12 protein-coding genes are annotated in these 12,233 nt (G+C 60.8%); 8 read left to right on the top strand and 4 right to left on the bottom strand.

The window, feature by feature from the left end:
- Positions 1 to 97: 97 nt before the first annotated feature.
- Entirely contained in the window at positions 98 to 1,090 is a 993-nt protein-coding gene (locus NKF26_RS15370) for a glutathione S-transferase family protein (protein ID WP_253228334.1), read from the bottom strand.
- 318 nt (positions 1,091 to 1,408) lie between these two features.
- Between NKF26_RS15370 and NKF26_RS15365 the strand changes: the two genes are divergently transcribed.
- On the top strand, positions 1,409 to 2,371 hold the full coding sequence (locus tag NKF26_RS15365; protein ID WP_253228333.1) for a sodium:calcium antiporter: 963 nt from the start codon (positions 1,409 to 1,411) through the stop codon (positions 2,369 to 2,371).
- Here NKF26_RS15365 and NKF26_RS15360 read toward each other — a convergent pair.
- Both NKF26_RS15360 and NKF26_RS15355 read right to left on the bottom strand, forming a co-directional pair.
- Entirely contained in the window at positions 2,361 to 3,092 is a 732-nt protein-coding gene (locus NKF26_RS15360) for an ArsR family transcriptional regulator (RefSeq protein ID WP_253228332.1), read from the bottom strand. The genes NKF26_RS15365 and NKF26_RS15360 overlap by 11 nt on opposite strands.
- A gap of 48 nt (positions 3,093 to 3,140) precedes the next feature.
- Positions 3,141 to 3,305, bottom strand: coding sequence for a hypothetical protein (locus NKF26_RS15355; RefSeq protein ID WP_253228331.1), 165 nt, complete (start codon positions 3,303 to 3,305; stop codon positions 3,141 to 3,143).
- A 169-nt stretch (positions 3,306 to 3,474) separates the two neighbouring features.
- Here NKF26_RS15355 and NKF26_RS15350 point away from each other — a divergent pair, with 169 nt between their 5' ends.
- The 5 genes from NKF26_RS15350 to NKF26_RS15330 all read left to right on the top strand — a co-directional run bounded on the left by NKF26_RS15350 (position 3,475) and on the right by NKF26_RS15330 (position 8,918).
- Positions 3,475 to 4,659: an MFS transporter gene (locus NKF26_RS15350; RefSeq protein WP_253228330.1), complete on the top strand. Its 1,185-nt coding sequence runs from the start codon at positions 3,475 to 3,477 to the stop codon at positions 4,657 to 4,659.
- 99 nt (positions 4,660 to 4,758) lie between these two features.
- On the top strand, positions 4,759 to 5,892 hold the full coding sequence (locus NKF26_RS15345; RefSeq protein WP_253228329.1) for a citrate synthase/methylcitrate synthase: 1,134 nt from the start codon (positions 4,759 to 4,761) through the stop codon (positions 5,890 to 5,892).
- A 278-nt stretch (positions 5,893 to 6,170) separates the two neighbouring features.
- A complete protein-coding gene (locus tag NKF26_RS15340) occupies positions 6,171 to 7,640 on the top strand; it encodes an ATPase domain-containing protein (RefSeq protein WP_253228328.1) in 1,470 nt (489 codons plus the stop codon).
- Positions 7,637 to 8,005: a response regulator gene (locus NKF26_RS15335; protein ID WP_253228327.1), complete on the top strand. Its 369-nt coding sequence runs from the start codon at positions 7,637 to 7,639 to the stop codon at positions 8,003 to 8,005. The genes NKF26_RS15340 and NKF26_RS15335 overlap by 4 nt, the downstream gene beginning before the upstream one ends.
- A 166-nt stretch (positions 8,006 to 8,171) precedes the next feature.
- Positions 8,172 to 8,918, top strand: a complete 747-nt coding sequence (locus NKF26_RS15330) for a ribonuclease H-like domain-containing protein (RefSeq protein ID WP_253228326.1) — start codon at positions 8,172 to 8,174, stop codon at positions 8,916 to 8,918.
- 362 nt (positions 8,919 to 9,280) lie between these two features.
- Here NKF26_RS15330 and NKF26_RS15325 read toward each other — a convergent pair whose 3' ends face one another.
- Positions 9,281 to 9,919 carry a cyclase family protein gene (locus tag NKF26_RS15325; RefSeq protein ID WP_253228325.1) on the bottom strand — a complete coding sequence of 213 codons (639 nt, stop codon included), beginning with the start codon at positions 9,917 to 9,919 and terminating at the stop codon, positions 9,281 to 9,283.
- A gap of 151 nt (positions 9,920 to 10,070) precedes the next feature.
- Between NKF26_RS15325 and NKF26_RS15320 the strand changes: the two genes are divergently transcribed.
- Positions 10,071 to 11,546 carry an ATPase domain-containing protein gene (locus tag NKF26_RS15320; RefSeq protein ID WP_253228324.1) on the top strand — a complete coding sequence of 492 codons (1,476 nt, stop codon included), beginning with the start codon at positions 10,071 to 10,073 and terminating at the stop codon, positions 11,544 to 11,546.
- The gene (locus tag NKF26_RS15315) at positions 11,539 to 11,919 is read left to right on the top strand and encodes a two-component system response regulator (protein WP_253228323.1); all 381 of its coding nucleotides are present in this window, start codon (positions 11,539 to 11,541) and stop codon (positions 11,917 to 11,919) included. The genes NKF26_RS15320 and NKF26_RS15315 overlap by 8 nt, the downstream gene beginning before the upstream one ends.
- Positions 11,920 to 12,233: the final 314 nt, after the last annotated feature.

Here is a 12,233-nt window from a genome sequence, read left to right as displayed (position 1 = left end):
ACGATGATTGATTACTTCATACTTTTCCAAAGATAATTATCTATAATTTCTGATTCATGCTTTCGTTGTTTCAGCCGATGTCGCTCCGGCAGTGATCTCAGCGACGGATTTCTTCCGGTGGCCCGCCCGCCAATCGCTCCCTATCGTGCTCCGCCTCAAAATCGAGTTCCGGGCCGACGGGTACGATTCCGGTCGGGTTGATGTCCGTGTGGCTTCGGTAGTAGTGCTCCTTGATATGGTCCATGCGGACCGTTTCGGCGACGTCCGGTAGTTGCATCAACTCCTTCAGGTAGTTCCAGAGGTTCGGATAGTCCACGATTCGCCGGACGTTGCATTTGAAATGCGTCGCGTACACCGCGTCGAAGCGCACGAGCGTCGTGAACATACCCACGTCCGCTTCGGTCAGAACCGGGCCGCAGAGATACCGCTGCTCGGCGAGCACGTTCTCCCAGTGATCGAGCGCGTCGAACAGTTCTTCGACGGCCCCTTCGTAGGCCGGTTGCGTCTCCGCGAATCCCGCGCGATACACCCCGTTGTTGATGGGTTCGTAGATCGCTTCGATGGTTTCGTCCACCTCGTCGCGGTACTCCTCGGGATACAGCGTCACGTCACGGTCCGCGACGTCATCGAACGCGATATCGAACATCCGCATGATCTCCTTCGACTCGTTGTTCACGATGGTCTCCTGCTCCTTATCCCAGAGGACGGGCACCGTCACGCGCCCCGTGAACTCCGAGTCGGCGTTCGTGTACACCTCGCGGAGGTAGTCGGCCCCGCTGATGTGGTCGGGTGTACAACCAGACGTTTCGGGCGAGAACTCCCACCCGTCGTTCTTCCGATGCGGGTCCACGACCGACACCGAGATGTGGTCGTCCAGTCCCTTCAGCGCCCGCGTGATGAGCGTCCGGTGTGCCCACGGACAGGCGTACGAGACGTACAGGTGGTAGCGTCCCGACTCCGCCGGAAATTCACTGTCCGGGTCCGCCTCGACCCACTCACGAAACGAGGTCGTTTGCCGTTCGAACTCCCCCTCGTCGTTCGTCGTCTCGTACGCGTCCGTCCGCCACTCGCCGTCGACGAGCATGTTCATGTCTACCGATAGGTCTTTCCTGGCCTTAGCGGTGGGGTTCCCCCACGTTCCTTCCGCATCCGTTCGGGGGACCCGGCCGCTACCCGTCCCTTGGCCGGTCGATTCTATCTGTCCCTTCATCCTTTCCAGATCTCTATCTGGATATCTGTACAGATTTCTTCCTGGATAGCTATATAGAAATCCAGCATCAGGCACCGCTTCTCCGCGGATACGACCCCGTCGAAACACCTCCGTCCCGTTGGACCCCCTCCCTGAATGGATGGCTTCCCTCGTGAAACGTCTACGTCGCTTAATGTTCTCCGTCGTGTACTTCCCCTCATGGCACTTTCGCCTCCGATTCTCGCTGTCGGGGCGTTCGTCGTCGGCGTCGTACTCATCGTGTACAGCGTCGAGGAACTGGTCGAAAACATCACGAAATCCGCAGTGTTGACCGGCTTGTCCCCGTTCGTCCTCGCTATCCTCTTCGCCGGGATGGACGTCGAGAATTGGGTGTTCGGCGTCGCCGCGATGCTCGGTGATCTTCCGGGTATTGCTATCGGGTCCGCGCTGGGATCGGGTCTCTTCCTCGTCGGTGTCGCCGTCGCCATCGGCGGATTCCTCACACCGTTCGAAACCACGGTAGACCGCGATTACCTCCTTCTCCTGCTCGCCTCCCCGCTCGTCTTGTTAGCCTTCATTTTCGACGGAAGACTGTCGCGGCTCGACGGCGTCGCCCTGCTCGTCATCTTCGTGCTCATCCTCGGGTACATCTATCGCGAGGAACGAGCTGGCCGGGAGACGTTCCGGGACGAGGAAACCCAAGAAGCGGTCGAAGCGGTCGAATCCAGTGGACACGGTGGCTGGTACTACCTCGGCTTGTCGGCCCTGTTCGTCGTCGGCATCGTGCTCGGATCGGAGTTGGCCGTTCGAGGCGCACGGGGTATCGTCACCGCGTTTAGTCTCGACGGGACCGTGTTCGGAATGACGTTCGTCGGAACGGCGATGTCGCTGGAGGAAGTGTCGCTGGTCGTCGTTCCAGTTCGCGAAGGGAAGCCGAGTATCGCCATCGGAAACGTCGTCGGAAGTCTGCTCTTCTTTTCGACGGGAAACGTCGGGCTGCTCGCGGTGACACGACCGTTCGCGCTCTCGCCCTCGGTGCTGCTATTCTACTGGCCCGCATTCTTCATCGCCACCGTCGTGACTGGCCTATTTCTCTACCGCGGCCGCATCGGACGCCCCGAAGCCGTCGTCTTCGGTCTCATTTATCTGGGTTGGTGGGTCGGTGGGTACGTTATTTTCTGACTTCCCGAACGCTCATCCCCTCATCCACCGAAACGGTCTGTTCGTCGTCCGCGAACTTCAGCGTCAGCCAAACCGTGTTCGGGTCCTCGGAGACGACTCGCGTGTCCACGTTTTTCGATATCTCGTCGAATCTCCAATGAGGTACCGTAGTGATATCGACTCCGTGGTCGTAGCAGAACGAAACCACGGCGGGATGGTCGATGACGTTCTCGATGATCGAGGTTCGAAGAAATCCCCGGCACCGGTCGCAGGTGTGTGTAATCTCGATTTCGCCCCCATCGATTCCGATTTCGTGGCTGACGGTACTCGCACACCACGGACAGATGCCGTCCCGAAGGAGGACTACCAGTCGTCTCGTCCAGCGATCGAACGCTCCGATACGGTCGTCGTCCGACCTGTTTTCGAGTCCGGCGGGGGGATACGGGGCGTTCGATACCGACTCGTCGCAGGTGGGGCAGTACGCGTAAAACACCTGATGGTCGTATCGCAGTTCGAGCGGGGATTCACAGTTCGGGCACCGCTCGTCGAGCGGAATCGGGTCGATTGCGTCCGGTCCCATGACGCTCCCGAGCATCGCTCGATAGAGCGCGATGCCACCGGCGAGATGCGTATATCCGTCGTCCGTTTTCCGGAGGAACGTTCCGTCGAGCGCGTTCAAATGGTACTGAAACCCGCCGCTGTCACGCATCCCGACGGCGTCTTTCAGCTCGGTGAACGTCACCAGAAGCCCTTGTCTTCTGGTTGGCGAACGAATCGCTCTGCGATTCGTTCACGTTGCCGTCCAGTTCGGCGCATTCCAGAGTACGTACAGGATTTTCAGTCGGGTTTCGTTGGCGAGCAGTTGGAAGGCGTTCCGGAGTTCCTCGTCCTCGGGTTCCGACGTCACGATTTCCCGTTCGATGGGGAGGAATTTCATCGGGTCGGTTTCCCCCACCAATCATGACAACGATCCAATTGAAACGTCGTTCAGCGAACCCTTTTCTCACCCGGTTGTGTCCCTCTCGGTACGAACGCGCCAGTGACGGCGCACGAAACATGAATCCACGACAGAGATACTTCCATTCGATTCGCACCGGTTTCGAACCGTCCACCGAACACCCACGATGCCATCGCTGAACGAACTCATCCGCCGGTTCTACGCCTACCGTGGCCTCACTTCCGAGGGATTCGTCTACCCCATCCTCACGGTTCACGCGCTCGCACAGGGACTCGACCTCGCCGGTGTCGGCTTCGCCGCGGGGTCGTTCTTCGTCGGCACGCTCCTCGGCGAGATTCCGACCGGTTACCTCGGCGACCGAATCGGCCGTCGGAACGGCCTCGCCCTCGGGTCGGTGCTCGTCTCGTTGACCCACCTCGGCTTCGCGTTCGCCCACTCGCTCGCCGGGTTCGTCGCGCTCTGGGGGTTCTGGGGTGTCGCGGCGACGTTCCGCTCCGGCACCACGGACGCGTGGCTGTACGATACGCTCTCGGATCACGGTGAGACCGCCTCGTTCGCCCGAATTCACGGCCGCAGTAGCGCGACGTTTTACGCCGCCGCCGCGACGACCGCGCTCGTCGGCGGGGTGCTCTACGAGCAGTGGGCCCCGTTGCCGTTCCTCGCCGCGGCGACGTTGACGGGCCTCGGAACCCTCATCGTCCTGACGCTCCCCGAACCGTCGGCCAGCAGCACGAACGAGGGATTTTCGCTCGCCGACGCGCGCACCGCACTCGTCCGCGTCGTCTCGAACCGCCGCGTTCGGTCGTTCGTCCTCCTCTCGGGCGTCGCCATCGCCGTTCCGGAAACCGTGGACGTGTTCGTCCAACCGGTCGCGCTCTCGGTCGGGTTCACCCCCGCCACGCTCGGCGGCCTGTACGCGGGACTGATGCTCGCCGCCGCCACCGGGTCCTCCGTCGCGGCCAGAATCGGCGAACGGTTCGGTATCGGCGGCTGGTTCACGCTCGGGCCGCTCCTCCTCGCCTGCGGGTTGCTCGGCGCGAGCGTCGTTCCGGTCGTCGCGCTCCCGGCGTTCCTCCTCTCCCGCGGAACGAACACCGTCTACGGCACCCTTCAGAGCACGTTCCTCAACGACCGAATCACATCACACGGCCGCGCGACGACGCTCAGTGGCGTCTCGATGATCCACGCGCTCCTCTTCTTCCTCGCCCGCACGGTTGGCGGGACGCTGGCGAACGCAACCTCCCCGCTCGTCGCCCTCGCCACGTTCGGGTTCGTCGCCGTCGGTTCGGTCGTCGTCTTCCGCTCGGTTTCCGATCCGTTCGTGTCTCGCGGGTCGGTCGCCGTCGACTGACCGACTTCCGTGCGGAATCGTCGGTTCTTCACGAATTAAAACCCCTCCTGGGAAATATAGGGTATATATCACCTTGCTCCTTGTAACTTCGTTCGAAGCATGACCGACCAAACCACGAACGAGGGACTGGAGGACGTCATCGTCGCCGAAACCCGGCGGAGCTACATCGACGGGGACGCCGGTGAACTGGTCATCGCGGGGTATCCGCTCGCGGAACTCGCCGAGAACGCGACGTTCGAGGAGACGGTCTTCCTGCTCTGGAACGACCGGCTACCGACCGCCGACGAGTTGGCGTCCTTCCGCGCCGACCTCGCCGAGTACCGCGACCTCTCCCCAGCGACGCTGGACCTGCTTCGAGCGGCCGCGGCGGACGACGCCCCGCCGATGGACGCGCTTCGGATGGGTGTCGCCGCCGCGACGCTCGGCCACGAAACCGACGGCTCCGAGGACGAAGCACGACTCCTCGTCGCGCAACTGCCGACCATCGTGGCGGCGTACTGGCGGCTCGAAAACGGCGAGGAGCCGGTTTCCCCCGACGACGACCTCTCCCACGCCGCGAACTACCTGTACATGCTCACGGGCGAGGAACCGACCGACGCCGAGATTCGCGGGTTGGAGACCTACCTCAATTCGGTCGTCGACCACGGTCTCAACGCCTCTACCTTCAGCGCGCGGGCAATCGTCTCGACCGAGACGGACCTCGTTTCGGCCATCACCGGCGCGGTCGGTGCGCTCAAGGGACCGCTTCACGGCGGCGCACCTGGCCCGGTGCTCGATATGCTCCTCGACATTCACGAGTCCGGGGATACGGAGGAGTACGTCGAAGACAAACTCGACGCCAGGGAGCGAATTATGGGGTTCGGCCACCGCGTCTACAACGTCCGAGACCCGCGTGCGGCCGTCCTCTCGTCGGCCGCCGAATCGTTCTACGAGTCGGGAGGGGAACGCGAGTTCTTCGAGACGGCGAAAACGGTCGAAACGACGACGACCGACCTGCTGGCCGAGCGCAGGCCGGACCTCAGTCTGGCGACGAACGTCGAGTTCTACACGGCCGTCCTCCTCCACGGTATCGGGATTCCGTCCGAACTGTTCACGGCGACGTTCGCCGTCGCTCGCGTCGGCGGTTGGACCGCCCACTGTCTGGAACAACTCGACGACAACCGCATCATTCGCCCCCGTTCGTCGTACGTCGGCGGGGAAAACCGCGAGTGGCGACCGGTCGAGAACCGCTAACTGGGTATCTTCAGCCACTAACTACCCATCACGGTTCGTTTTCGGTCATCGACTACCACCGGGACGACCCGAGCCATCGACCTTCCGGCGGATACTGTCTCGTTTTCGTGCGTTTTCATCGGCAACCGTGTCCTGCGAGTTCCGATATTCCTCCTGTGATCTATTCACTCTCCCACGTTTTTACATCGAGATTCGGATGAAGCGTGTGCTTGCTTGCGATTTGTTGCTCTCACGCCCAATAGAGATATATGTCTATTACAGCGAGTATGTAATAGAGTATGACTCTCAGTCCACCGAAGCGAATATCGACCGGTGTGGATGGACTGGACGAGATACTGCACGGCGGAATTATACCGGGACGGAGCTATCTCGTTCGGGGCGATCCAGGTACAGGAAAGACGATTCTCGGCATTAACTATCTCACTACGAACCCGGACGATACCGTCATGTTCGTCAACTTGGAGGAGTCGGAACATGACATTCGGGAGAACGCGGCGACGCTCGGCATCGACCTCGGTGCCGTGAACTTCCTCGATTTGAGTCCCGACTCGGACGTGTTCGTCGACGACCAGTCGTACGATATCTTCTCCCCCAGCGAAGTCGAACAGGAACCGCTCACGCAGGCGATCACGGACCGCGTCGAAGCCATCGAACCCGACCGGGTGTTCATCGACCCGCTCACGAAACTTCGTCATCTCACGTCCGGTGAGTATCAGTTCCGAAAGCAGGTCATCGCGTTCATGCGGTATCTGAAAGAACAGGGTGCGACGATTCTACTCACGTCGGAAAACACGGAGAACTCGCCGGACGACGACCTCCAGTACATGACCGACGGTACCATCGAACTCAGGCGCTCGGAGCGAGGTCGAACCATCAGCGTGCCGAAGTTCCGCGGTTCCTCGATTCGGGAAGGAAGACATTCGATGCGAATCGAGGAAGGTGGGCTCGCCGTCTATCCCGAACTGACGACCAACGAGCACGACAGCGAATACGTCGCGGAACCGATTCCGTCCGGCGTCACCGAGATCGACAAACTGCTTCACGGTGGGCTCGAACGCGGGACGGTCTCCGTCCTTAGCGGACCGACTGGCGTCGGGAAGACCACTGCCGGAACGCAATTCATGAAGGAAGCCGCCAGTCGTGGCGAGCGCTCCATCATCTACATGTTCGAGGAATCCACCGAGACGTTCATGCGGCGGAACCAAGCCATCGACATCCCCGTCGGGGAGATGATGGAGGAGGGGACGCTCTCGGTCGAGGAAGTCGAACCGCTCGATCACTCCGCGATGGAGTTCGCCAGGAAGGTCCGTCGCGAGGTCGAGGAAAACGACATCAGCATCGTGATGATAGACGGCCTGCAGGGGTACAAACTGTCCGTCAGTAGTGAGGACGACCAGATGCTGGTTCGCAAGCTCCACACGCTCTCGCGCTATCTCAAGAACATGGGCGTATCCGTTATTCTCGTGGACGAAATCGACACCGTCACCGGTGAGTTCCGCGCGACCGAGGCGGGTATCAGCTATCTCGCCGACAACCTCGTCTTCCTCCGGCACCTCGAAATCTCCGGCGAGATGCGCAAGGCCATCGGCGTCCTGAAAAAACGCACCAGCGACTTCGAGCGGACCCTCCGTGAGTTCCGCATCACCGAACACGGTCTCGAAGTCGGCGAACCGCTCACCGGTCTCCGAGGCGTCCTCTCGGGTGCACCGGAGTGGATCGAGGACGCACCGAGACTCGATGATGAATGACCGACGCATCACTCGTGCTCGTTTTGAGCAAAAACGAGCGCAATCAATCCCTCCTCACCGACCTCGTCAACGAGGAGGGATGTGAAACCAGGCCCGTCTCGACGGTCGAGGAGTTCGACAACGTCCTTCGGGGCGAGGATTCCATCACCATCGCCGTTCTCGACACCGAAGGGTACACCGCCGACCTCTGGAAGCGGTGTGACTACCTGAACGAACGCGACATCCCGACCGTGGTTCTCACACCCGAAACCCCTCCACACGTCCGCCGCGAAGCCATCAGTCGCGGCGTTCGCTCTATTCTCGAAAAGCCGGTCGACACGGCCGATCTGCGGGCGACGATTCGCGGCATGCTCACGACGACGTAAGGAGTTCGGCGTCATCGCCTCGCTCGTCTCTCTCGCCGCACTCGTTTCGTTCGTCTCTCATCTCTCGTCGCACTTGTCTCTCGCCGCACCCGTTTCGCTCGCCGGGTCGGTCGTTCCCGTCCGCAAGAGACAACGCCTTTAACCGTCTCGGCATATCCTTCGGTCGATGCGAATCGAGAACAGTTTCATTCCCGTCCGCGGGGTGGGCGAGAAGACGGAGCAGAAACTGTGGCGAAACGGCGTCACCCACTGGGACGAGTTCGACCCGTCCCACGTCGGGAGCGCCACGGGCGACCGAATCGAGTCGTTCATCGCCACCGCGAGCGAGCACCTGGACGACGGCAACTCCGCCTTCTTCGCCTCGGCCTTTCCCTCCAGCGAGAGCTGGCGGCTGTACGACAACTTCCGCTCGAACACCTGCTTCTTCGACATCGAGACCACCGGCTTGAGCCACTTCTCCAGCGTCACAACCACCGTCAGCCTCCACCGCGACGGCGAGACGAAGACTCTCGTCCGCGGCGACGACCTGACCGCCGAAGCCCTTCAGCGTGAACTCGGCGAGTCGGACCTCGTCGTCTCGTTCAACGGCAAACGCTTCGACCAACCGTTCCTCGAACACGAGTTCGACCTCTCGCTCGACACGCCGCACGTCGATCTGATGTACACCTGCAAGCGCCTCGGTCTCACGGGCGGCCTGAGTGCCGTGGAGTCCTCCCTCGGAATCTCCCGCGGCGGCATGGACATCGGCGGCGAGGACGCCGTTCGCCTCTGGCACCAGTACGAAGCGGGCGACGAGGAGGCACTGGAAACCTTGATCGAATACAATCAGTACGACACGCAGAACTTGGAATCGATTCTGGAACACGCCTGCGACGAACTCCACCACGACGTCTTCGCCCAACACGTGGAATAACGGGTTGTTCGGTGGACTTCGTGTTCGATTTCGACTGCGCGTGAATTCCGGTTTTGATCGTTCTGCGATTGCAGTTACTGGAGGGGGATTTCGTATCTCAAAGGCTCGTCCGTAAGGCTCGTCCGTGCCACACGGCGCGCGTGAGAAACGCGCGCGAGGGATGAGCGACGCCGTGACCGCAAGGAGCGGCGGAGGGAATCGGTTGGGGTGGGTGTGGCGGTTGCGGTAGCGGTATGATGCGGCTCGGTTACTGAAATCAAAGCAAACCTAACCACCTCCCTTCGAAGCGAGTGGGTTGGAGGCTTTCAAACTCGTTGTGACGTTGCGCCAGTACTTTTCAGTAGGTTCCAGTACTGATCCTCTCACCATTCCGCGACGGCACGAACCGGCCCACCATCTGCATCCGCCACGGCTAGCGGAAACGCCGAGAGCCGAAACCGCTCGGGAAGCCCGTCCAGATTCGTCAGGTTCTCCAGGATGAGGTGGTCGCTGCCGAGGAGTGCGTGGTGGGCGGGGATGCCGTCGGGTTCGTCGTCGCGGGCGTTTTGGGTCGGTGTGGAGTCCACGTTGAGGGCGTCGATACCGACGTGGCAGTCGTTATCGACACACCACGCCGCGGCGTCGGCCGTGAGATACGGGTGGTCGAAGTAAGCGTCGGTTCCCCAGTGGGCGTCCCACCCGGTGTGGAGGACGAGCAGGTCCGCGTCGGCCGGATTCGGTAACGCGCCTCGGTCGATGGGTTCGCGTGGACCCTTGCCCCGGCAGTCCACGAGACGGGCCTCGAACGCGAACGTCTCGATGGAAAACGAATCGAGGGTCCGGCCGTCGGGTTCGGTGTGGCTGGGTGCGTCGATGTGTGTCCCGCTGTGGGTTCCGAGTTCGAGGCTGGTGACGCGGTAGCCATCCTCCTCGTGGGTCGCGTGCGGGGTGCACTCGACGTGCGGGTCGCCGGGGTACACCGTCGTCGCGGGGGTCAACGGATGAGTACAATCGCGGAACATGTTCGTTCGATTCTCGAACCCGTGTGATAAAAATCTCGTCGCCCGACTACTCCACTTAAACCACTGTATTATTACCACCCGTCGTTCGATTACAGGTTGTATATTTCGATAGAAATATACCCCCTCACTGGACATCTACAGCAACGCGCGTATGAGTGATTCCAAACTGACAAAAATTTCGACTGGAACACCGGGTCTCGACGAGATTCTTCGGGGTGGGTTTATTGCGAAACGAAGTTATCTTCTCCGGGGCGATCCCGGGACGGGCAAAACGATTCTCGGAATGAAGTATCTCACGGAAGGTGTCGATTCGGACGAGACGGTACTGTTCGTCAATTTGGAGGAGTCCGAGGACGACATCCGTGACAACGCTTCGACGCTCGATATCGGTCTCTCCGACGTTCATTTCCTTGATTTGAGTCCTAACTCGGACGTGTTCGTGGACGAGCAATCGTACGACATCTTCACGCCCAGCGAAGTCGAACAGGAACCGCTCACACAGGCGATTACGGACCGCGTCGAATCCATCGACCCGGATCGGGTGTTTATCGACCCCCTCACTCGACTTCGTCACCTCACGTCCAATGACTACCAGTTCCGGAAGCAGGTCATCGCGTTCATGCACTACCTGAAGGAACAGGGTGCGACCGTCCTGTTCACGTCACAGCACAGCGATGAGTCGTCCGACGACGACCTTCAGTACATGACCGACGGTACCATCGAACTCGAACACACCGCACACGGACGGACGATCAACGTCCCCAAATTCCGGGGGTCGTCGGTCAACGAGGGCGACCACGCGATGCGGATTCAGGACGGCGGTATCGCCGTCTATCCCGAACTCACCCCGGGCGAGTACTCCAATGAGTTCGAACTCGACGCCATCTCCTCGGGCGTTCCCGAGGTGGACCAACTGCTCAACGGCGGGTTCGAACGCGGGACCATCACCATCCTTAGCGGACCGACCGGCGTCGGGAAGACGACCGTCGGGACGCAGTTCATGAAGGAGGCCGCCGGACGCGGCGAGCGGTCGGTCATGTACATGTTCGAGGAGACGCTGGAGACGTTCCGCGAACGCAGCCAAAATATCAACATCCCCGTCAAGCAGATGGAAGAACAGGGGGCACTCACTGTCGAGGAGATGAAACCGCTCGACTGCTCGGCGACCGAATTCGCCTATCGAGTGCGGAAGGACGTCGAGGATAACGACACCAGCATCGTCATGATCGACGGCATCGACGGCTACAAACTTTCGCTTCGGGACGACGACGACCGCGTGTTGGTTCGCAAACTCCACACGCTCTGTCGGTACCTGAAGAACATGGGAATCACCGTCATTCTCGTGGACGAAATCGACTCCGTCACCGGCGAGTTCCAGGCGACCGAGGCGGGAATCAGCTATCTCGCCGACAATATCGTTTTCCTTCGGCACCTCGAAGTGGCGGGTGAGATGCGCAAGGCAATCGGGGTCCTGAAGAAACGCACCAGCGATTTCGAACGGATGCTCCGCGAGTTCCAGATAACCGAACACGGACTCAAAGTCGGCGAACCGTTGGACGAACTCAGCGGTGTTCTCTCCGGTTCTCCAGATTGGGCGCGAGGACGATCGGAGACGAATAATGGGTGAAGCGGCCCTCATCCTCGCGCTGGGAAAACGAGAGCGAAACCTCGAACTGCTCGCCGACCTGCTCAAGAACGGCGGCTACGATGTCGAAATAGCGACCAGCATGGGTGAGTTCGACGAACTGCTCGAACAACGCGACGACGTTGCCCTCGCCGTCCTCGACGTGGACGGTTTCACCGAGGACATCTGGAAACGGTGTGAACAACTCAACGCCCGCGACATCCCTATGCTCGTCCTCGCCGCACAGATTCCACCCGCAATGCGACAGAAAGCGGTCAGCCGCGGCGCACAGACCATTCTCGAAAAGCCGGTCGACAAGGCGGATTTACAGGCGACGATACGCGGATTGATGGAATACATCCGGATGAATCGCTGACCGGTCACTTCGCTCGATGCGCTTTTTGGCTTACCGCTCGAATTCTACACCATTCGCCGTCGATTTCCACACTTCCGTTTCGAATAGTCACGACGTTCGAACCGTCGAAGGAGAAAGGATGACGAGCCGTTTTGCGACCCACCGGGAACCATTGGGGGCGGGAGGGTGAGTGGGCGGGAGCGGGATGGGGGGGTTGGGATGGAGGCTGTCGTGGAACCGCGGGCGGCACGGGACCACGGGCGATGAGGGCCGAAGCGCGGTCGTTAGGGGGAACGACCGGGGGTGGTGGGTCGCTACGTCGTCATCGATTATTT

Source organism: Haladaptatus sp. AB618 (genome assembly GCF_024136965.1).
GTDB lineage: Archaea > Halobacteriota > Halobacteria > Halobacteriales > Haladaptataceae > Haladaptatus.
Note: the sequence above shows the minus strand (reverse complement) of the source record. Positions and strands in the feature narration are given on the sequence as shown.